Genomic DNA, 20,914 nt, shown 5'->3' with positions numbered 1-20,914 from the left:
TCGTGCCGGGCAAAAACGGCGCGGCACAGGGGGTTCCCCGCGCCACACCGGCCCGATTCAGTCCACCAGGCCCATCAGGCGCAGGGCCTCCTTGGCGGCCGCCTGCTCGGCGGCCTTTTTGCTGTGACCCACGCCCCGGCCGATCAGGTTGGAGTTCAGGTACACGGCCATGGAGAACCGCTTGTCGTGGTCCGGACCGTCCTCGCCCTCCAGCTCGTAGCGCAGCCGCTCCTCCGGGTTCTGCTGGATGACCTCCTGCAGCTGGGTCTTGTAGTCCGCCTCGGCGGTCTTGCCCTCGGTGATGAAGGGCAGAATGAAGGAGCGGGCCACCTCGATGCCGCCGTCCAGATACAGAGCGGCGATGAGAGCCTCGAAGGCGTCGCTCACCACGCTGGGGCGGTGGCGGCCGCCGCCCCGCTCCTCGCCCTTGCCCAGGCGCAGAAAGCTGCCCAGGTCGATCTCCTTGGCGAACTCATACAGGGCGCTCTCGCACACCAGGCTGGCCCGTGCCCGGGTCAGCTCACCCTCCGGACGGTCCTTCCACTGGTGGAACAGGTGATCCGCCACCACGATGGACAAGACGCTGTCGCCCAGAAACTCCAGCCGCTCGTTGTGGTGGATGGGGGTCTTGCTCTCGTTGGCAAAGCTGGTGTGGGTGAGGGCGGTTTCCAGCAGGGTGGGATCTTTGAATGTATAACCGATGATGGTTTCCAACTGATGCATGTTTTACGCTTCTTTCTCTTCGCTGGTCAGGTTGCGGGCCATCACGCCGCACAGATCGTTCTCCACGCAGAGCTTCGCCTGGCGGATGGCCTGATGGATGGCCCGGGCATTGGAGGAACCGTGGGCCTTGATGACCGGCTTGGCTGCTCCCAGGAAGGGCGCGCCGCCGTACTCGTCGGCATCCATGCCCTTTTTGAAGTCGGCCACGCCGCCCTTGAGCAGCAGGTAGGCCAGTGCGCCCTTGACGCCGCTCTTGAACAGGCCCTTCAGCTTTGCGCCGAAGAACTTGGCCAGGCCCTCGGTGAGCTTCAGGATCACGTTGCCGGTGAAGCCGTCGGCCACCACCACGTCGGCCACGCCGGCGGGGATGTCCCGGGGCTCCACGTTGCCCACAAAGTTGATGCGGTTATTTGCTTTCAGCAGGGCGTGGGCCTCCACATAGGTGGGGGTGCCCTTGGACTCCTCTGCGCCGTTGTTCACCAGCGCCACGCGGGGGTTCTTTACGCCCATGACCTTTTCCATGTAGACGCTGCCCATCACGCCGAAGGCCTCCAGCATGGAGGGGCGGCATTCCACGTTGGCGCCGGAATCCAGCAGCATGAAGGGGGTCTTGCCGGGGATGATGGTGGCCAGCGCCGGGCGCTTGATGCCCTTCACGGTGCGCACGATCAGGCTGGTGCCCACGTGCAGCGCGCCGGTGGAGCCGGCGGACACAAAGGCGTCGCCTTTGCCCTCGGCCAGCAGCTTCAGGCCCACCACCATGCTAGAGTCCTTTTTGGTGCGCACGGCCTTGGCGGGTTCGTCGCACATTTCAATGGTCTCGGTGGCGTTCACGATCTCGATGTGATCCAGCTTCAGGTTGTTTTCCCTGGCACAGGCGGCGATCTTCTCAGCATCGCCCACGGCGATGATCTCCAGATCCGGCGCAAAGGTAACCACTGCGTCGGCCGCGCCCTTCAGGATCTCGGCGGGGGCGTTATCGCCGCCCATTGCGTCCAGAATGATTTTCATGGTTTGCACACCCTTTCTATGCTGCTGTGTTTCGCTTCGTTTTTACTGCGCGTTTTCGGTCCACTGCTCCATGGCGGCAACCGCCCGGTTGGCAATGGCCAGGTACCGCTCCCGCTTGTCCCGGATATGCTCGGCCAGCGGGGGCAGAATGCCCATGTTCGCGCCCATGGGCTGGAAGTTTTTGTTCTCGGTGGTGATGTAGCGCACCAGCTGGCCCAGCATGGTCTCGGCGGGCAGCTCGGGCAGCTGACGCTCCTCCAGTGCGGCCAGGATGCTGCGGGCTGCTAGCAGGCCGCAGGCGGCACTTTCCATGTAGCCCTCAAAGCCGGTGATCTGACCCGCGAAATACACCTTGGGGTGCTTTTTCAGGTTCAGACCCGCACTCAGCAGGTGGGGGCTGTTCAGGAAGGTGTTCCGGTGCATCACACCGTAGCGCACGAATTCGGCATTTTCCAGGCCGGGAATCATGGAGAACACCCGCTTCTGCTCGCCGAATTTCAGGTTGGTCTGGAAGCCCACGATGTTGTAGAGGGTGCCGCCCGCGTTCTCCCGCCGCAGCTGCACGTTGGCCCAGGGCCGGTGGCCGGTGCGGGGGTCGGTGAGGCCCACCGGGCGCAGGGGGCCGAAGCGCATGGTGTCGGCCCCGCGGCCCGCCATCACCTCGATGGGCATGCAGCCCTCGTAGACGGTGAGCTTGCCGTCGAACTCATGCAGGGGGGCCCGCTCGGCGCCGACCAGCGCCGCGTGGAAGGCCTCGTATTCCTCCTTATTAAAGGGGCAGTTCAGGTAGTCCGCGTCGCCCCGGCCGTAGCGGCTGGCGGCGAAGACCTTGTTCATGTCCAGGCTTTCGGCGGTGACGATGGGAGCCGCCGCGTCGTAAAAGCTCAGCTTATCGCCCCCGGTCAGCCGGGTGATCTCGTCGGCCAGAGCGCCCTCAGTCAGGGGGCCGGTGGCCACCAGAGTCAGCCGGTTCTCGTCAATGGCAGTCACCTCGCCGGTGTGCAGGGTGATGTTCGGCTGGCTCTTCACCATCTCGGTGACCGCGGCGCTGAAGGCGTCCCGGTCCACGGCCAACGCGCCGCCCGCTGCCACGCGGGTGGCCTCGGCGGCCTTGAGCAGATGGCTGCCCAGCAGCTTCATCTCGGCCTTGAGCAGACCGGACGCGGAGTCCAGCCGGCCGGCTTTCAGGCTGTTGGAGCAGACCAGCTCGGCAAAGCCCTCGCTTTTGTGGGCGGGGCTGAATTTGACCGGCTTCTGCTCGTACAGGTCCACCTGTACGCCCTGCTCGGCCAGCCAGAGGGCGGCCTCGCAGCCCGCAAGGCCCGCCCCTAAAATCGTTACTTGTTTTTCCATAGTTCTCCGTTACTGTTTGTTCACCTGAGTCTCAAAGCCGCAGCCTTCCTTTGCGCAGTACAGGCGGCTGCCCTTCTTGAACAGGGTCGCGCCGCACTTCTCGCAGGTCTGGGCCACCGGCTCATCCCAGGTCATAAAGTCGCAGTTGGGGTAATTCTCGCAGCCATAGTACACACGGCCCTTGGCGCTCTTACGCAGCAGCATACGGCCGCCGCACTTGGGGCACTTGCCGCCGGTGTCCTTCACCAGGCGCTTGGTGTTGGTGCATTCCGGGAAGCCCGGGCAGGCCAGGAACTTGCCGTAGCGGCCGGTCTTGATGACCATCTTGCGGCCGCACTTTTCGCAGATCTCGTCGGTCTCCTCGTCGGGCACCTTGATCTTCTTGCCCTCCATGTCTTTCTCGGCCTTTTCCAGCGCGGCGGCAAAGCCCTTGTAAAAGGCGTCGATGGTCTCGCGCCAGTCGGCGCTGCCGTTTTCCACCTTATCCAGGTTCTTTTCCATGCCGGCGGAGAAGGTCACGTCCACGATGTCCGGGAATTCCTGCATCATCAGATCGTTGATGGTGCGGCCCAGCAGGGTGGGCTTGAGCTTCTTCTGCTCCCGCTCCACGTAACCACGGTCGATGATGGTAGTGATGATGGGCGCGTAGGTGGAGGGGCGGCCGATGCCGTTTTCCTCCAGGCTGCGGATCAGCGTCGCCTCGGTGTAGCGGGCGGGGGGCTGGGTGAACTTCTGCTCCGGAGTCAGAGCCCGCAGCTTCAGGGTCTGGCCCTGTTCCAGCGGAGGCAGGGCGGTCTCCTTCTTCTCCTTCTCGTCGGTGGCCTCCTCGTACAGGGCGGTGAAGCCCTCGAAGGTGACCACGTAGCCGCTGGCCCGGAACTGGTAGTCCGCCGCGGTGATGTGAGCGGAGACAGTGTCCTGCTCGCAGTCGCTCATCTGGCTGGCGATGAACCGGCTCCAGATCAGCCGGTAGAGCTTGGCGATGTCGCCGGAGATGCTTTTTTCCGCCTCATCCGGGGTCAGGGACGGCACACTGGGCCGGATGGCTTCGTGAGCGTCCTGGGCGGCGGTGGCGCTGCGGCTCTTGTAGGTGCGCTTGGTGGGGCAGACGTACCGCTCACCGTAGGCTTCGGTGATATACTCCTTGGCGCCGGCCACTGCCTCGTCGGAGACGCGCAGGCTGTCGGTACGCATGTAGGTGATCAGACCCATGGTGCCCCGCCCGGCGATGTCCACGCCTTCGTACAGGGTCTGGGCGGCGCGCATGGTGCGGGTGGCGGTGAAGCCCAGGCGGCGGCTGGCCTCCTGCTGCAGGGTGGAGGTGATGAAGGGCGGTGCGGGAACCTTCTTGCGGTGGCCGCGCTTGAGTTCGGTCACGGTGTAGTCCGCGCCTTCCAGGTCCTTCACGATGCCCATGGCCTGGGCCTCGTTGGTGACCTCCATCTTTTTGCCCGCGGCGGTGCCGTAGAAGCGGGCGGTGAACTTTTTCTGGCTGGACGGCGGCGACAGGGTGGCGTCCAGGTTCCAGTACTCCTCGGGCTTGAAGTCCTCGATCTCCTTTTCCCGGTCCACAATCAGGCGCACGGCCACGCTCTGCACCCGTCCGGCAGACAGGCCCCGGCGCACCTTGCGCCACAGAAACGGGCTGAGCTTATAGCCCACCAGACGGTCCAGGATGCGGCGGGCCTGCTGGGCGTTGAACAGGTCGATGTCGATGGCCCGGGGATGGGCCATGCCCTCGGTAACGCCCTTCTTGGTGATCTCGCCGAAGGTGACCCGGTTGGCGTCCTCGATGTTCAGACCCAGCAGATGGGCCAGATGCCAGCTGATGGCCTCGCCCTCGCGGTCCGGGTCGGTGGCAAGGAAGACCTGGTCGGCCTTTTTGGCCTCGCTCTTCAATTCCTTGATGAGCTTTTCCTTGCCCTTAATGTTGATATACTGCGGGGTATAGTCGTGGTCCACATCGATGCCCAGCTGGCTGGCGGGCAGATCGCGGATGTGGCCCATGCTGGCGGTGACTTCATAGCCATCGCCCAGATATTTCCGAATGGTCTTCGCCTTGGCAGGCGACTCCACGATAACTAGCTTAGACATAGTACTCTCCCTTGCACAGAGCGCCCTGCCGCAAAACGGGCGGGCAGCTGTTTATGCGCGCCGGTATTGCCCTCCGGCGCCGGAAACGGCAATGCCGCTGACCTCCAGCTCCATCAGGGCGGCCAGCGCCTGACCGGCGGAAAGGCCGGCCGCTTTGGCCAGTGGTTCCAGGCCCTGGGCCTGGCTGGTGAGCGCCTTCTGCATGGCCTTCGCCTCGGCGCTCAAAGGTGGGGTTGCCGGGCGTGCCCGGCGGGAAACGCTTTTTTGCGGCGCGGGCTCGATGCCCAGATGCCGCAGGATTGGTGCTGCGCTGGGGGCGGCATAGGCCTGGCCCTCCTCCAGCAGCTGGTTGGTGCCCCCGCACAGGGGGCTGAAGATGGCGCCCGGCACCGCGAAGACGGTGCGGCCGTAGCGCTTTGCGTGGCCTACGGTGTTCATGGTGCCGCTTTTCTGGCGGGCCTCCACCACGCAGACCGCATCCGCCAGGGCGGCGATGATCCGGTTGCGCTGCAGAAAGCCCCCCGCCCCGGTGGCTTCCCCCGGGGCAAATTCGCTGATGACCGCGCCGCAGCCCTGCTCCATCTGAGAGCGCAGGCGGCGGTTGGTCACCGGGTAGGTCTTGTCGATGGCGGTGCCCAGCACTCCCACTGTGGGAGCACCGGCGGCCACAGCGGCCTTGTGAGCCTCACTGTCCAGCCCGTCGGCCAGACCGCTCACCAGGCAGACGCCCGCCTGGGCCAGCTGGCCGCCGATGAGGGCGGCGGCCTCCACCCCGTAGCTGCTGGGGCGGCGGCTGCCGATCATGGCCACAGCCGACGGCTGGGAAAGGGCGGACACATCGCCGGTGCAGTAGAGCACCGGGGGCGCGTCGGAAAGGGCGGACAGCCGGGCGGGATAGTCTTCCTCATCCTGGCAGAGCACCCGCACGCCCATGTGATGACAGCGGGCCAGAAGCGGCGCAAACCGCTCCGGGGTCAGCTGTTCGGCACGGCGCAGCTGGGCCGGGGTGAGCAGGCCGGACATGTCCTCCCTGCCCACTGCTTCATAAAGCTCTCCCGGGGTGCCGTAAAGGGCCAGCACCCGGCCGCAATGGGCCGCGCCCGGCCCCAGCACCGCCGAAAGCCAAAGCCATTCCAGCTGCCGCCGCTCCGTCACTGAATCTCCCCCCGAAAATGCCACAGAAGTACACTGCCCGCCACGCTGGCGTTTAGGCTTTCCACCTTGCCGGTGATGGGGATGCGCACCGCCGCGTCGCAGGCGGCGATCACCCCGTCGGAAAGGCCCTGCCCCTCGCTGCCGATGACCACGCACACCCCATTGGGGTACGCGCCGTCCACCTCGTTCAGCGGGCGGCTGTTGTACAGCGCGGCGGCAAGGCAGGTGCTGCCCCAAGCCCGCAGCTGAGCCAGTGCGTCGGCCAGGTTCGGGCAGGTGACCACCGGCATCCGGCCCGCCGCGCCCATGCTGGCGCGCAGCACCTTGGGGCCGAAGGAATCGGCGCAGCCGGGGCTTAAGATCACCCCGTCAAACCCGAAGGCGGCGGCGCTGCGGATGAGCGCGCCCACGTTGCCCGGGTCCTGCACCCGCTCCAGCGCCAGAAAGCGGCCGTTGTGAGGCAGGTCCAGGAAGTTGGCAGAAGGCTGGCCGAACACCGCGAACACGCCCTGATTGGACTGGGTGCCCGCCAGCTTTTCGGCCACATGGTCCTGCACCAGATACTGCTCGCAGTCAAAGCGTTTCAGCTCCGGCGATTTGGCCAGGGCCTTCTCCGTATAATATATTACCTTTATAGGGCAGGATTTTGCAAGCTCCAGGCAGAGCTTTAAGCCCTCCGCGAAGAAAGCTTTTTCTTCAAGGCGGAAGGCTGCGCTCTGGGCCAGTTTGCAGGCATATTTTATTTTGCCGTTTTCACGGCTGGTAATGCGTTCTGGCATGTGTTCAGTTCCTTATTTGGTCTGCTTGTGTGGAGAAAGCGGCGTCGCTCGTTTGCGCAAAGGGCGCGGCAGCCGCCCATATACAAAGCGACGCCCGTGCGCGTGCGCGGGCGTTGCTTTTGGTTATCAACTTACAGAGCCTTCTTGGCGGTCTCCACCAGAGCGGTGAAGGAAGCGGGATCGTTGATGGCCATCTCGCTCAGCATCTTGCGGTTCAGCTCGATGCCGGACTTCTTCAGGCCGTTCATGAAGCTGGAGTAGTTCATGCCCTGAGCGCGAACAGCGTTGTTGATGCGGGTGATCCACAGGTTGCGGAACTGACGCTTCTTCAGCTTACGGCCAACGAAAGCGTAGTTGCCGCTCTTCATGACCTGCTGCTTGGCCATCTTGAAGTGCTTGGACTTGCTGCCGAAGTAGCCCTTGGCCAGCTTCAGAGTCTTCTTTCTGCGTTTGCGGGTCATCATAGCGCCTTTGATACGTGCCATTGTTTATATCTCCTTTACAGTCACAATCTAAAAGTTAAAAAGTCCGTTCCGTCTAAGCGAAATAAGGCTTAGGCGTAGGGCAGCATGGCCTTCACGGCAGCTGCGTTGGTCTTGTCGGCGTAGGCGTTCTTACGCATGCCGCGCTTGAGCTTGGTGCTCTTCTTGGTCAGGATGTGGCTGTGGTAGGCGGGTCCGCGCTTTACTTTACCGTTCTTGGTCAGCTTGAAACGCTTTTTCGCACCGGAGTGAGTTTTGATCTTAGGCATTGTAATTTCCTCCTAGTTGTTTGAATTACTTGTTGGGCTTGGGGCTCATGAACATCTGCATGCTGCGGCCCTCGAGCTTCGGCTGCTTATCCACCACCGCGTCGGGCAGAGCCTCGGCGAAGCGCTTTTCCACTTCCAGGCCAAGGTTGGTGTGCGCCATCTCACGGCCGCGGAACCGGATGGACACCTTGATCTTGTGGCCGGCCTTGATGAACTTGGCGGCCTGGTTGACCTTGGTGTTGAAGTCGTTCGTGTCGATGTTGAGCGAGAGGCGGATCTCCTTGATCTCGATGACCTTCTGGTTCTTCTTGGCCTCTTTCTCACGCTTTTGCTGCTCGAAGCGGTACTTGCCGTAGTCCAGGATCTTGCACACGGGGGGGACCGCCTGGGGGGCGATCTTTACCAGGTCCAGATTCTGCTCTTCGGCCATGCGTAGCGCCTCACGGCTGGACATTACACCCAGCTGGCTGCCATCCGCGCCGATCAGACGGATCTCTTTGTCACGAATGCCCTCGTTGATCTCAAGCTCTTTTTTGCCGTTCGTAGCGATGTGGATACACCTCCAATTTGATTTCAAAACTGTGATAAAATGAAACGCGGCCGCCGAATCGGCAGCCGCGCAGTACACACGCAATGGACCCGTTTTGCTTCAAAACAGATCGTCGCACATATGACCCGGGCCCCATTGGGCCGCAAGGTGAGCACGGCGGCTAAACCGGTTGCTGCTTTCTTTACCGGTCTAGTATAGCACGCCGGGATGCCGCCGTCAAGGGATTTTTGCCGTTTTCGCCAAGTATTTTTTGAATCAGCTCTTTCCACAAAAAACGACATTCATTCCCCGAAGGTTTCGCTCTTTTTATTGACAAACGCTTCCCTGTTTTTTACACTGAAAGCAGAGAAACTGTTGTGAAGGGATGATGGTCTTATGGCGGAACTCATCCTGCTCGGGCTGCTGGCATTGCTGGCGGGACTTGTGCCCTATTTCACCATTGGTGCAATCCGCGCGAAGGACGATGAGACCCTTTCGGACCAGCGGGCCTACGCCTGCCTGTGCTGCGCCGGTGCGGCGGTGCTGCTGGCGTTTGTGCTGTGAACAGCGATGTGAAGGAGGATCACTATGGATGCTGTATTGGTTTCGTTGATGTATCTTGTGCCCACCATTGCCATTTGGGCAATCAAGATGCTGATCTTGTATTTTATCCTGAAAAAAGCCTTCTACCGGGCGCTGGTGAAATTCCACGACACCCACGGCTTCTCCTCCTTCTGTGAGGAACCGGAGGAGGCATACTCCCCTACCCCTGAGGAGATTGCTCCTGAGGAGCTCCCCGGTCAGGCCCAATAAACAAGACAAACAGCCCCTGACGCTGTGCGATGCAGCGCCAGGGGCTGTTTTCTTTTTATTCCGCTTCCGGCGGCACGTCGATCTCCCTGCCCAGCGAAAAGCTGTAGAGAGTCATTTTGGTGAGCGGTTTTGCAAACCGGCGGCGGATGGCCGCCGCGTACAAAAGCAGCTGGGGCCGGTAGGCGGCCAGAAACTGCTCCGGCGTTTTGTGCCGGTCGGTTTTGTAATCCACCAGCTCCAGATGGTCCTCAAATTCCAGGATCACGTCCGCCACACCCTGCACCAGCACCTGGGCCGCGCCGTAATCCGCCGCCTTGTCCACAGCGGCCCGGGCGGCGGGCTGGGCGGTGATGAACTCGTATTCCCGCAGAATCCGCTGTGCGGACTGCATCCGGGCGAACAGCGGACCGGCGAAGAACTGCCGCAGCTTGGCAAAGTCCATCTTGTCGTAGAGGGCCTCGTCCAGCAGCTTTGCCTCCACCTGCCGCTTTGCCTCCCCTTCCGGGTCGGCTGCCGCGGCGGCCAGGTCCGCGTGCTGCAAAAAGGCGTGGAGGGCGGTGCCCTTTTCGGCGGCGGTCAGGCCCTCCTTATACAGGAAGCCGGGCCGCTCCAGGATCGGGTCCTGGGCCTCGTGGGTGAGGGCGGTCACGCTGACCTTGGCGGGCACCTGGGTCAGCGCCGCGGCCGGGTACTGCCAGGCAAAGCGGCTGCGCACCGCCTCCAGCAGCGTTTCGTCCGGCGCGCCCTCCGGCAGCCGCACCGGGCAGGCGGGGGCGGGCTCGGTGAATTCGTCCGCCTCCAGGCTCACGGTGAACCGGTCCGCCAGCTCCTTTTCGCTCACCGGGGGCTGGGGCAGCACCTCCACCTCCAGCTGGCGGCAGAAGTCTTGCGCCCGGGGGTGGGCCATGGCGGCCTGCATCACCCACTCGCCCCGGCTGGCACAGTGCTCCAGCAGATATGGCTCCGGCGCGCCGGAAAAGATGCGCAGGGCCAGCTTCTGGGCCAGCTTCAGGGCGTTCTTGGTGGCCATGGTCATGACCAGCTTGTCCCGCGCCCGGGTGAAGGCCACATACAGCACCCGCATCTCCTCACTCAGGCCCTCCTGGGCAAGGGCGGACTGCACCGCTCGGTAGGGAGCGGTCACGTAGGTGCCGCCCTGCCCGGCCCGCAGGGTCAGGCCGATGCCCAGCTGCGGGTGGAACACCGCCGCGGCCCGCAGGTCCTCTTTATTGAACTCCCGGCCCAGATCGGCGGCGAAGACCACCGGGAACTCCAGCCCCTTGGACCGGTGTACCGTCATGATGGTCACGCAGCCGGGACGGCTCTGGCCCTGCTCCGGGCCGGGCACGCCGTCCCCCGCCAGAGCCGCGTCCATGGCCCGCACCACACCGGCCAGGCCATGGCCGCCGCAGCCGGAGACAAAGGCGGCGAACTGGCGCAGGTTCTCCCGCCGGGCGCTGCCGTCCGGCATGGCACCCGCCGCGGCAAGGCAGCCGGTGCGGGCAAAAATCTCCTCCATCAGCCGGTCCACCGGCATGGTTTGGCTGAGCTGGCGCAGGGTGTGCAGCCACTGGCCGAAGGCCTTCACCTTTTCGTCCTCGCTGGCCATCACCGCGCCGTAAAAGCTGCCGTTTTTGCGGCCAAGGCGCAGGTTCACCAGATCGTCCGGGGTGAAACCGCCCATTCCGCTGAGCATCACCGCCGCCAGATGCACATCCTGGGCGGGGTTGTCCAGCACCCGCAAAAGGCTTGCCACCGGGCGAATCTCCGGCGCGTCCAGCAGATTCTCGGCCCGGTCCACATACACCGGGATGCCCTCCGCCTCCAGCTGGGCGGCGTAGTCCCCGAAGGCGCCCCGGCTGCGCAGCAGGATGCAGAAGTCCTCGTACCGGGGCGGCCGGGGGCCGGTCTCGCCCCGCACGGTAAAGCCGCCGGCCGGGTCCATCAGCTGGCGGATGCGCCGGGCGATGTACTCCGCGTCTCCCGCCGGGCGCTCGCTCTGTACCAGCCGGAACTCGCAGTCACCGGCATAGCCGCCGTAATTTTCCAGATCTCCCAGGCCGGGCACCAGCCGCTCGCCGGGGCCGTAGTCCACGCCGCCCAGCTTTCGGCTCATCAGGGGGGTGAACAGGGCATTCACCCCGCCGATCACTCCCGGCGCACTGCGGAAGTTGGCATCCAGAAACAGCTTCTGGGGGCCGGGCTGGCCGTATTCCACAAACCGGTCCAGCTTCTGCTGAAAGATGGTGGGGTCCGCCTGGCGAAAGCGGTAGATGCTCTGCTTCAGATCGCCCACGAAGAACAGGTTGGAACCGTCCGGCCGGGCCAGACAGTGATAGAGGGTGTCCTGCAGGGCGTTGGTGTCCTGGTATTCGTCCACCATCACCTGCTCGAACTGCTCGCTCAGCTGAGCCGCCAGCGGAGTGGGGGTGCCGTCCTCGTTCTGCAGCAGCTGCAGCGCCAGCTGCTCCACGTCGCTGAATTCCAGCATCTTCTCTTCCAGCTTGGCCTGATAGAACCGCTGGTTGAATTCCCGCTCGGCCCGGGCCAGCGCCCGCACCAGCGGAGCAGCGGTGCGCCGGTCCTGCAAAAACTCCTCCTCGCTGCACAGAAAAACCGTTTCCTGCAAACGCTTGAGGGTATCCTTCAGCAAATCCCGCCGGTCCTTGATGCGGGTCATCGCCTCGCTGGAATGGCCCCGCACCGCCTTCAATCGGGCATAGCTCAGCGAGCGGCTGGCCTCGCACATGGCATCCCAGGGCTGGGAGTCGATGGCGTCCAGAAGCTGGTCCACCGCCTCCTCGTCCGATTCCAGCGCCGGGCGGTAGGCCTCGTCGATGGCCGGGTCGTTTGCCAAATCCTCCAGGTTCTGGGCCGCCAGCTCCCGGGCGCAGAGGGCCGCCCGCCGGGCCTCGGTGCGCAGGGTCTGGCCCCAGCGGGTCTCGTCCAGGGGCGCGTCCTCCTCCCACTGGGCGCAGAAGGCCTCCAGCACCTTCTCCGGCCGGGGCATGCTGCTCAAGAAGTCGTGCAGCTGCTCCACCACTCGGCTGGCCATGGCGTCGCTGCGGCCCTTGCCGTACAGGTCCGCGAAGGCGCAGAAGTCCGGGTCATTGTAGGCGTTTTCCAGTGCGTCCGCCAGTGCCTGACGGCGCAGCTGGGCCAGCTGGGGACCGTCGGCGGTGGTGAAATCCGCCGGGATGTCCAGCGCACTGAAATGAGTCTTCAAAAGCTGCAGGCAGTAGGAATCGATGGTGCAGATGGGCGCGCGCTGCAGCAGCATCCGCTGGCGGCGCAGATGGCCCGAGCCGGGGCGCTTTGCCAGCTCGGCGGAAAGGCGCTGGGCCAGCTTTGCACGCAGGCTGGCCGCCGCCGCCCGGGTGAAGGTGACGATGAGCAGCCGGTCCGCGTCCACCGGGTTTTCCTCCCGGCAGAGGATGCGCACCGCCCGCTCAACCAGTACGGCGGTCTTGCCGCTGCCCGCGGCGGCGCTGACCAGCAGGGCGCTGCCGGTGTGGTCGATGGCCCGGCTCTGCTGGGGGGTAAATTTGATGGTTGCCATAGATTGCCGGTCCTCCTTTTAGTCGTCCTCGTGGCCGCAGACACTGCGGTAATCACAGTATTTGCAGTTGGTTTCCTTGCGTTTGCCGTGGCCGATGGGCTCGGCGGCCACCTGCCCGGCGTAAAGCCGCTCGGCCATCTGGACCACCAGGCCGTCCAGCTCCTGCCGGAGCCCGTCCAGAGTCTCCAGGCTGGCCAGCGCCGGGCCGGGCTTTGGGGTGCCGTCCTTGTCGAACTTAAAGGGCACGAACAGGCCCTTGCGCTCCCGGTCCATGGCGTCGATCACGGCGTATTCGTCCGCCACCAGGCCCTCCACCTTGTATTCCAGGCCCTTGGCCGCCTGCTGGCGGCTGCCCCGGGTGGGGGCCGGGTCGGCCATCAGGTAGAGCACGCCCGCCGGGGCCGGGTCGGCAAACTGCTGCCCGCCGTTGCGGGTGAGGGTAAACAGATAGACCAGCATCTGGCAGTTGAGGCCGTTTTTCACGTCCTCCAGCAAAAACTCCTTGCTGCCGGTCTTGTAGTCCACCACCCGCAGCCAGGTGTTGCCGTTCTTCTCAAAGGCGTCCACCCGGTCGATCTTGCCCACCATGCGCACCGTCTCGCCGGTGGAGGTGGTAAGCACCACCGGGGGCACATCCTCCGGGCTTGTGCCGATGCCCTTTTCAAAGGCCACCGGCACAAAGCTGCCCTGCCGCTGCTCCGCCTGGATATACAAAAGCAGGCTGGCGGCGCTCTTTTTCAGCCGCTCCACCAGATAACCAAACCGCCGGGCCTGGCCGGGCATGTTCTCCTCCACATATTCCTCTGCGATGGCGGCGGCCAGGGCCTTCACCTGCTCCTCGCTCAGGTCCACAAAGCCCTCGCCCGCCCGGCGCAGCGCCTGCTCCAGGATATAGTGCACCAGATTGCCGCTCTGGTCGGCAGTGAGGGCCGCCTGCTTGCGGGGCTTTGCCCCCAGCACGTATTCCAGAAAATAGGCGAAGGGGCAGGAATAGTACCGCTCCATTCGGCTGGGGGTGAGCCACAGCTCCCGGCCCAGCAGCTGCTTCATGGCGGCGGTGTTGTGCACCGCAAAGGGCTCGGCCCCCGCCGCCTGCTTCACCGGGTTCAGCAGCTTGCCCTGCTCGGTCTCGTCCCGGTATTCCGCAAGGCTTTGGAAAAGGGCCGCGGTCTCGCCGCTTTCCGCATCCCAGCTCTGGCCCAGCAGGTCCAGCGCCATGGCCGGGGTGGCGGCCAGGTCCGCCCGCTCCAGCGCCGGTTCCTTTGGCGTAAAGCACTCGATCACCGGCACAAGGGCACTGGTCACCGGCATGGCGGCGCTGCCCGCCGCCCAGCTGAGCCACAGGCCTTTCGCCGGGGCGGTGAGGGCCTTGTAAAAGCACACCTGCTCCCGGATGGCCCGGTTCTCGAAGCAGTCCGGCATTTCCACGCCCTGACGCATCAGGCTTTCCCGCTCGGCGTGAGTGAGCAGGCCCTTGTCGCCGGGGGCCTTGGGGAACTCGCCCTCGGCCAGCCCCAGCACAAAGCACCAGTCCGGGTTATCCAGCCGCATCCGGCCCGCGGTGGTGAAGATCACCTGGTCCAGCGTCTGGGGAATGTGGCCCAGGTCGGTGCTTCGCACCAGCAGCTCGAACAGGTCGGCCAGCTCGGTAGCGGGCAGCACCTCGTCCCCCAGCAGCAGGGCCATCTGGTTCAGAAGGTCCGCCGTCAGGTTCCACACCCGCACCGCCTCACTGGCCGCGGGGATGCCCTCGCTGGCTTTCAGCTCGGCGCACATTAGTCCCATGGCCTCCTCGCCGCCCAGCGCCTGCATCCGTTTATACAGCGCGGCGCAGACCTGAGAGGCGGGCAGGTCCTTGCAGCGGGCGGCAAAGCCGTCCAGCTCGCCCACCAGGAAGGCCCGGGCCTCTTCGGCCAGAGCCAGCTGCTCCTCCTGTTCCTTCTTCGCCTTTTCTGAAAGAGTATTGGCCCCGAAGCCTGCGGGCGACAGGGTGAAGGGCTGCCGCCACTGGGCGGCGGAGAGCTGCCAGGTATAGGCGTAATTTTCCAGCGCGCAGAGCTGGGGATCGGTGAGACTGGTCAGGCCGGTTTTGGCCACGGCCAGCAGATTGTCGGTACACAGGCCCCGGCGCAAAAGAGCCAGCAGCGCCCGCACCAGCCGCACCGGGGCGGCGTGCTCGGCGGTGGTGGCCTCGTCGCAGAAGAGCGGGATACCCGCCAGCCGGAACTCGTACCGGATGGGGGCCAGATAGTTCTCACTGTCCCGGCAGATGACCGCCATTTTGCCGTAGGGCACTCCCTGCCGGGCCAGGGCCTGGATGGCTGCCGCCACCTGCTTGGCCTCGTCCGCCCGGGTGGGGGCCTGCCAGAGGGTGAGCCGGGCTTCGCTGGCGGGGGCCGGGTCCTCCAATTGGCCGGACAGCAGCCGGTTCAGCCGGGCAAGGTCCGGCGCTTCGCTGTGGCGGAAGTCGGTGTCCAGCACCAAAGGCGCGGCCACCGGCACACTGTTTTTGCGGGCCAGCTGGCGCAGGGCCGCCGCCATCTGCTTGGCTCCGCTGAACAGGCCGAGGCCTCCCTCGTAGTCCTCCAGCCCGTCGCAGCAAAGGGCCACCGTCACATCCTCGGCCATGGTGAGCATCGCCTCCAGCAGGCGGCGCTTGGGCGCGTTGAAGGTATCGAATTCGTCGATAAACACCGCGCGCCCGGCGAAGAAGTCCGGCTGCAGCGCTTTGGCCGCCGCCAGCACCCGGTCGCCCGGGTCCATGGCCGAGCCCTCCAGCAATGCCTCGTAAGCGGCAAAGATGCCCGCCAGCTCGCCCAGCTTGCGGCTGCTGTGGCCGGTGTTCTTGGCCAATTCCTCCAGCTGCCGGGGGTCAAGACCGGCGCTCTTGAATTCGTCCAGGGTCTCGGCGCATTTTTCGCAGAAGGCCGCGCTGCGCCGGTGGCGGCTGTAGTACACCAGATTCGGCCCCATGGACTGCAGCGCCCGGCGCACCAGCACCGCCCGGCCCGCGTCGGTGAGGGTGCGCACCGCCGCGCCGCCGTAGGCCTGCAGAATATCCTCCGCCAGGCTGGTGAAGCTGTAGCTGGTCACATAGCCGGACAGCTCGTCCCCCAGCAGCTGATACAGCCGCCCCTCGGTGGAGGAGGTGAACTGCTCGGGCACGATGAGCACGCTCTTTTCCCCTGCCAGCGCCCGTGTGCGGATGGTTTGTAACAAATGGCTCGACTTGCCGCTGCCGGACACTCCCAGCACCAGATGCAGCATGGCGATCCCTCCCTTGTTTGGTCTGTGCTTTTGATTATAACACACCGCCCCGCCCCCGCAAACAAAAAGCGGGCGCCCCATGCCGGGAGCGCCCGCTGAACATATTGATAAGGTAAAATCAGGCAGTGGCGGTGGCGGCGTCCTGTGCGGGAGCGGCAGCCTGCTCGGCCTTCTGGGCCTTCTTCTCCGCCATGGCAGCCATCAGGTTGGCCACGATGGAGCCGGAGATGTTGTGCCATACGCTGAACAGCGCGCCGGGAACGGTGGCCAGGGCCAGGTCGGGGAAGACGGTGCCTGCCAGGCTGGTGGCCAGGCCGCTGTTCTGCATGCCGACTTCGATGGACAGAGCGTTGCACTTGGGATCGGACATGCCCAGCAGCTTGCCCACGCCATAGCCGCAGGCGTAGCCCAGAACGTTGTGCAGGATGACCACGCCCAGGATCAGCAGGCCGTTGGCGAAGAGCTTGGCCTGGTTGCCGGAAACCACGGCGCCCACGATGGTGACGATGGCGGCCACGCTGACCAGAGGCAGAACCTCCACGGCGGCCTGGGTGAACTCGCCGAAGAACTTGTTGACCACAAAGCCCAGGGCGATGGGTACTACAACCACCTGCACGATGCTCACGAACATGCTCATGGCATCCACGGAAACGGTCTCACGCAGGTACAGGTAGGTCAGCGCGGGAGTCATGAAGGGGGCCAGCACGGTGGAGCAGGCGGTCATGCCAACGCTCAGGGCAACGTCGCCCTTGGCCAGGAAGGTCATCACGTTGGAGGAGGTGCCGCCGGGGCAGGTGCCCACCAGCATCACGCCAACCGCCAGCTCGGGAGGCAGGTTGAACAGCTTGATGAGCAGGAAGGCCAGGAACGGCATGATAACGAACTGGGCCGCGCAGCCCACCAGAACGTCCTTCGGGCGGGTGAAGACCACCTTGAAGTCCTCCAGCTTGAGGGTCAGGCCCATGCCGAACATGACCACCATCAGCAGGTTGTTCACGGTGACCAGACGGGTCACCACGTTCCAGTCCTTGCCCACCCACAAAAAGCTTTCGGGTACAAAGAAGGCCAGAGCGGCAACCGCCACCACGATGAAGGCCATGTACCGGCCCACAAATTTGCTCACCTTTTTCAACGCGTTCATTCTTTCGTTCCTCCTGTTGTTTCACACTCGATTTTGCAAAATTCCGCAAGAAATTATTGTTCCCAAAGGATTATTTGAGCACCGCGCCGGTGTTTGCGCTGCTCACCAGCTTTGCATAGCGGCCCAGCCAGCCGGTGGTGATGCGGGGGGCGGGGGCCTTCCAGTCTGCACGGCGGCGCTCCAGCTCCTCCTCGCTCACCTTCAGCTCCACCTTGCCGGCGGGGATGTCGATGGAGATGGTGTCGCCCTCCTCGATCAGGGCGATCTCGCCGCCCTGGGCGGCCTCCGGGCTCACATGGCCGATGGATGCGCCGCGGGATGCACCGGAGAAGCGGCCGTCGGTGATCAGGGCCACGGTCTTGTCCAGCTTCATGCCGGCCAGAGCACTGGTGGGGTTGAGCATCTCTCGCATGCCGGGGCCGCCCTTGGGGCCCTCATACCGGATGACCACCACGTCGCCGGGGTGGATCTGGCCCGCGTAGATGGCGGCGATGGCCTCGTCCTCACTGTCGAACACCCGGGCCGGGCCCTCGTGCACCAGCATCTCGGGGGCAACGGCGCTGCGCTTGACCACGCAGCCGTCCTTTGCGATGTTGCCCCAGAGCACCGCGATGCCGCCGGTAGTGCTGTAGGGATTGTCCATGGGACGGATGGCGGAGGGGTCCCGGTTTTCGGCCCCGGCCAGATTCTCGCCCAGGGTCTTGCCGGTGACGGTGGGCAGCTCGGTGTGGAGCAGGCCCGCGTCCGCCAGCTGCTTCATCACCGCCTGCACGCCGCCCGCGGCATACAGGTCCTCAATGTGGGTGGGGCCCGCCGGAGCCAGGTGGCAGAGGTTGGGCACCCGGGCGCTGACCGCGTTGATGGTGGCCAGATCCATGGGAACGCCCGCCTCATTGGCGATGGCCAGCAGGTGCAGCACGCTGTTGGTGCTGCAGCCCAGGGCCATGTCGGTGGCCAGGGCATTTTCAAAGGCGGCGGGGGTGAGGATGTCCCGGGGGCAGAGATTCTGCTCCACCAGCTTCATCACCTGCATGCCCGCGTTCTTTGCCAGCTGGGTGCGGGCGGAGTAGACCGCCGGGATGGTTCCGTTGCCGGGCAGCGCCATACCGATGGCCTCGCTCAGGCAGTTCATGCTGTTGGCGGTGTACATGCCCGCGCAGCTGCCGCAGCCGGGGCAGGTGTTCTTGGTGAAGTCGTCCAGGGTGGCGTCGTCGATCAGGCCCGCCTTGTAGCTGCCCACCGCCTCGAACATCTGGGACAGGCTCACCTTCCGCTGGCCCTGACGGCCCGCCAGCATGGGGCCGCCGCTCACCAGAATGGAGGGAATGTTCAGCCGGGCCGCGGCCATCAGCATGCCGGGCACGATCTTATCGCAGTTGGGCACCAGCACCAGGCCGTCGAAGCAATGGGCCAGGGCCATGGTCTCCACCGAGTCGGCAATCAGCTCGCGGCTGGGCAGCGAATATTTCATGCCGGTGTGCCCCATGGCGATGCCGTCGCACACGCCGATGGCCGGTACCAGAACCGGGGTGCCACCCGCCATGCGCACGCCGTCCTTCACCGCCTGGGCCAGCTTGTCCAGGTGGGAGTGGCCGGGCACGATCTCGCTGAAGGCGCTCACCACGCCGATGAGCGGCCGGTCCAGCTCCTCGTCAGTGTAGCCCAGTGCGTAGAACAGGCTGCGGTTGGGGGTGCGCTCGGCACCTTTTTTCACGTTGTCACTTCTCATGGTTCCAAATCCCCTTTTTATCGTAAAATCAAAATAAAAAAGCCTTTGTCTTTCGCACTCGAACTCGTTCGAATGCAAGAGACAAAGGCTTTTGAAAGCGCTCTGCGGTACCACTCTTGTTGCCCCGCCAGACGGCGAAGCCACCTCATGCCCGGACTCCCCGGCTTTTTCTAGCCGGTTCTAACCAGACGGCGGGATAACGGTTGCCTTCCGTCCGCGTTTACTCGCGCCCCGAAGGGCCTTTCAGGCGGCAGCTCAGAGGTGATTTTTCTCCCGGCCTTGATCGCGCTGCCTCGCACCAACCGGCAGTTCTCTGGGCGCAGTACACAGGGTACTTTTCCTCTTCAATGCTTTTGCGTATTGAATTGTCGTTGTGATCATTATAGCACTGTTTGCGCCGTTGTCAAGCAGTTTTCGGCTGATTATTTTGAATAAATTCACGTCAATTTGTTTGAATTTATTCGTACATTCCGCACTTTGCAACCGGGATTTTTTCTGTTACAATAACAAAAAACGCACCGCACCGGAGTCTTCATTCTCCCCGCGCGGAACCGAGAAATGAGGTTGATTCAAATGGCAGGTTTGACGATGGAACGCGCCAAAGAGCTGCTGCACAGCACCACCACCGAGGCTCATCTGTTCGAGCACGCCATTGGCGTGAGCGCCGCAATGGGGGCCATGGCCCGCCACTTCGGCGAGGACGAGGCCTACTGGCAGGCGGTGGGCTACCTGCACGATTACGATTACGAGCAATACCCCGAAGAGCACCTGAAGCACACCGAGGAGCCCCTGCGCGCCGCCGGTGTGGACGAGGAGAGCATCCGGGCGATTCTGGCCCACGGCTACGGCCTTTGCAGCGAAGTGGAGCCCCAGACCCCCATGGAGAAGAGCCTGTTCACGGTGGACGAGCTCACCGGTCTGATCGGGGCCACCGCACGCATGCGGCCGGGCGGGCTTTCCGACCTGGAGGCCTCCAGCGTGAAGAAAAAGTTCAAGGACAAAAAGTTCGCCGCCAAGATCGACCGGGCGGTGATCAAGCAGGGCTGCGAGATGCTGGGCATGGAACTGGGCGACGTGATCGAGCTGTGCATCCAGGGCATGCGCGAGCAGATGGACGCGCTGGGTCTTGGCCCCAAGGAGGGCTGAACCGCCCCGTTTTTCAGATTTGAACGGCAGAAAAAGGCCGGTATCCCACTGGGATACCGGTCTTTGCTTTGGTTATTTGTGTTTGCGGATCAGCGTCCAGGCCAGCGCCAGAACACCGGCGGAGGCAGCCGCGCCTGCTGCAATCAGCAGCGGCAGCGGCTTGCCCGCCTTGGTTTTCGAGGCGGCGGTTTCGCTGCTCTCACTTTCCGGAGCGGCGGTGCGTTCCGGCTGCTCCTGAGGCTTGGCGGTGGGCTGGGCCGGGACCTGGGTGGGCACGGGCGTCGGGGACGGCTCCGGGCTCTGGGCAGGCTGCTTTGCCTGGGTTTTATTGGGCTGGCTCACCGTCTGCTGGCCGCTGCTCTGCCTGCAGACGGAACGGCAGCCGGGGCCTGCGTGGCCTGCGGTGTCTGCTGCGCCGAGGTACTTTCCGGCTTTGTGATGGCCTGTGGAGCCTGGGTAGCCTCCGGCTTTGCAGTGGGCTGCGGCGTTGCGGTGGGTACCGGGGTCGCGGTGGGCGCCGGAGTTACGGTGGGCTGTGTGACCGGGGCGCTCTTCCAGATCGCATACAGGGTCACCACGCCGCCCTCCTCAACGGTGAGGTTTTTTACGGTCTGGCCGTCGGTGTACTGCACCGGCCCGCCGGGCCGGGTGCTCCAGCCGGCGAAGGCACTGCCCTCCTTGGAAAAGGCGCAGCCAGCCAGCTTCACTTCGGTGTTGTAGCGGGCCTGGGTGGGTTCCATGCTGCCCTGCCCCTCTCCGGCTTCATATCGGATGGTGTAGGAATTGGCCTTCCACTGGGCGTACAGATCTACCTTGTCGCCGTCTCTCTTTTTGCCGCCCAGGCTGCTCACCTGCTGGCCGTTT

The 20,914-nt window shown here is 64.3% G+C and carries 18 protein-coding genes and 1 other annotated feature; of the genes, 3 read left to right on the top strand and 15 right to left on the bottom strand.

Features of this window, described 5'->3' with window-relative positions; all coding sequences use genetic code 11:
* Positions 1–57: 57 nt before the first annotated feature.
* From rnc to infC, 9 genes are all read right to left on the bottom strand, one after another.
* The gene (rnc, locus tag PH256_RS03590; RefSeq protein WP_087181543.1) at positions 58–723 is read right to left on the bottom strand and encodes a ribonuclease III; all 666 of its coding nucleotides are present in this window, start codon (positions 721–723) and stop codon (positions 58–60) included.
* Positions 724–726: 3 nt separating this feature from the next.
* Positions 727–1,734, bottom strand: a complete 1,008-nt coding sequence (gene plsX / locus PH256_RS03585) for a phosphate acyltransferase PlsX (RefSeq protein WP_087183491.1) — start codon at positions 1,732–1,734, stop codon at positions 727–729.
* Positions 1,735–1,776: 42 nt separating this feature from the next.
* Complete coding sequence (gene trmFO, locus PH256_RS03580) at positions 1,777–3,087, bottom strand: methylenetetrahydrofolate--tRNA-(uracil(54)-C(5))-methyltransferase (FADH(2)-oxidizing) TrmFO (RefSeq protein WP_270913005.1); 1,311 nt, start codon at positions 3,085–3,087, stop codon at positions 1,777–1,779.
* 9 nt (positions 3,088–3,096) lie between these two features.
* Positions 3,097–5,181, bottom strand: a complete 2,085-nt coding sequence (gene topA, locus PH256_RS03575) for a type I DNA topoisomerase (RefSeq protein ID WP_270913004.1) — start codon at positions 5,179–5,181, stop codon at positions 3,097–3,099.
* A gap of 51 nt (positions 5,182–5,232) precedes the next feature.
* The gene (gene dprA / locus PH256_RS03570; RefSeq protein ID WP_270913003.1) at positions 5,233–6,336 is read right to left on the bottom strand and encodes a DNA-processing protein DprA; all 1,104 of its coding nucleotides are present in this window, start codon (positions 6,334–6,336) and stop codon (positions 5,233–5,235) included.
* Positions 6,333–7,115, bottom strand: a complete 783-nt coding sequence (locus PH256_RS03565) for a TrmH family RNA methyltransferase (protein ID WP_270913002.1) — start codon at positions 7,113–7,115, stop codon at positions 6,333–6,335. The genes dprA and PH256_RS03565 overlap by 4 nt, the downstream gene beginning before the upstream one ends.
* A 131-nt stretch (positions 7,116–7,246) precedes the next feature.
* Entirely contained in the window at positions 7,247–7,600 is a 354-nt protein-coding gene (gene rplT, locus PH256_RS03560; RefSeq protein ID WP_058963213.1) for a 50S ribosomal protein L20, read from the bottom strand.
* Between the two features lie 68 nt (positions 7,601–7,668).
* Entirely contained in the window at positions 7,669–7,866 is a 198-nt protein-coding gene (gene rpmI, locus PH256_RS03555) for a 50S ribosomal protein L35 (RefSeq protein ID WP_058963212.1), read from the bottom strand.
* A 25-nt stretch (positions 7,867–7,891) separates the two neighbouring features.
* On the bottom strand, positions 7,892–8,443 hold the full coding sequence (infC, locus tag PH256_RS03550; RefSeq protein WP_270913001.1) for a translation initiation factor IF-3: 552 nt from the start codon (positions 8,441–8,443) through the stop codon (positions 7,892–7,894).
* Positions 8,444–8,791: 348 nt separating this feature from the next.
* Between infC and PH256_RS03545 the strand changes: the two genes are divergently transcribed.
* Both PH256_RS03545 and PH256_RS03540 read left to right on the top strand, forming a co-directional pair.
* Complete coding sequence (locus PH256_RS03545) at positions 8,792–8,959, top strand: hypothetical protein (protein WP_158096358.1); 168 nt, start codon at positions 8,792–8,794, stop codon at positions 8,957–8,959.
* Positions 8,960–8,983: 24 nt separating this feature from the next.
* Entirely contained in the window at positions 8,984–9,208 is a 225-nt protein-coding gene (locus PH256_RS03540) for a hypothetical protein (RefSeq protein WP_270913000.1), read from the top strand.
* 55 nt (positions 9,209–9,263) lie between these two features.
* On the opposite strand, the gene addA is transcribed toward PH256_RS03540, so the two are convergent.
* The 4 genes from addA to ilvD form a co-directional block, all read right to left on the bottom strand.
* Complete coding sequence (addA, locus tag PH256_RS03535; RefSeq protein WP_270912999.1) at positions 9,264–12,767, bottom strand: helicase-exonuclease AddAB subunit AddA; 3,504 nt, start codon at positions 12,765–12,767, stop codon at positions 9,264–9,266.
* A gap of 18 nt (positions 12,768–12,785) precedes the next feature.
* Positions 12,786–16,034, bottom strand: coding sequence for a PD-(D/E)XK nuclease family protein (locus PH256_RS03530; RefSeq protein ID WP_270912998.1), 3,249 nt, complete (start codon positions 16,032–16,034; stop codon positions 12,786–12,788).
* 118 nt (positions 16,035–16,152) lie between these two features.
* A complete protein-coding gene (locus PH256_RS03525) occupies positions 16,153–17,175 on the bottom strand; it encodes a bile acid:sodium symporter family protein (RefSeq protein ID WP_270912997.1) in 1,023 nt (340 codons plus the stop codon).
* A gap of 70 nt (positions 17,176–17,245) precedes the next feature.
* On the bottom strand, positions 17,246–18,904 hold the full coding sequence (ilvD, locus tag PH256_RS03520) for a dihydroxy-acid dehydratase (RefSeq protein ID WP_270912996.1): 1,659 nt from the start codon (positions 18,902–18,904) through the stop codon (positions 17,246–17,248).
* Between the two features lie 74 nt (positions 18,905–18,978).
* Positions 18,979–19,261, bottom strand: a binding site (T-box leader).
* A 216-nt stretch (positions 19,262–19,477) separates the two neighbouring features.
* On the opposite strand from ilvD, the gene PH256_RS03515 reads away from it, so the two are divergent.
* The gene (locus PH256_RS03515; protein ID WP_087183502.1) at positions 19,478–20,050 is read left to right on the top strand and encodes an HD domain-containing protein; all 573 of its coding nucleotides are present in this window, start codon (positions 19,478–19,480) and stop codon (positions 20,048–20,050) included.
* A gap of 72 nt (positions 20,051–20,122) precedes the next feature.
* On the opposite strand, the gene PH256_RS03510 is transcribed toward PH256_RS03515, so the two are convergent.
* Positions 20,123–20,392, bottom strand: coding sequence for a hypothetical protein (locus PH256_RS03510; RefSeq protein ID WP_270912995.1), 270 nt, complete (start codon positions 20,390–20,392; stop codon positions 20,123–20,125).
* A complete protein-coding gene (locus PH256_RS03505; protein WP_270912994.1) occupies positions 20,389–20,901 on the bottom strand; it encodes an InlB B-repeat-containing protein in 513 nt (170 codons plus the stop codon). Before PH256_RS03505 ends, PH256_RS03510 begins: the two co-directional genes overlap by 4 nt.
* Positions 20,902–20,914 lie beyond the last annotated feature (13 nt).

Origin of the sequence: Allofournierella sp. CML151, from assembly GCF_027853465.1 — a bacterium.
In the GTDB taxonomy this organism is placed as follows: Bacteria; Bacillota; Clostridia; order Oscillospirales; family Ruminococcaceae; genus Allofournierella.
Note: the sequence above shows the minus strand (reverse complement) of the source record. Positions and strands in the feature narration are given on the sequence as shown.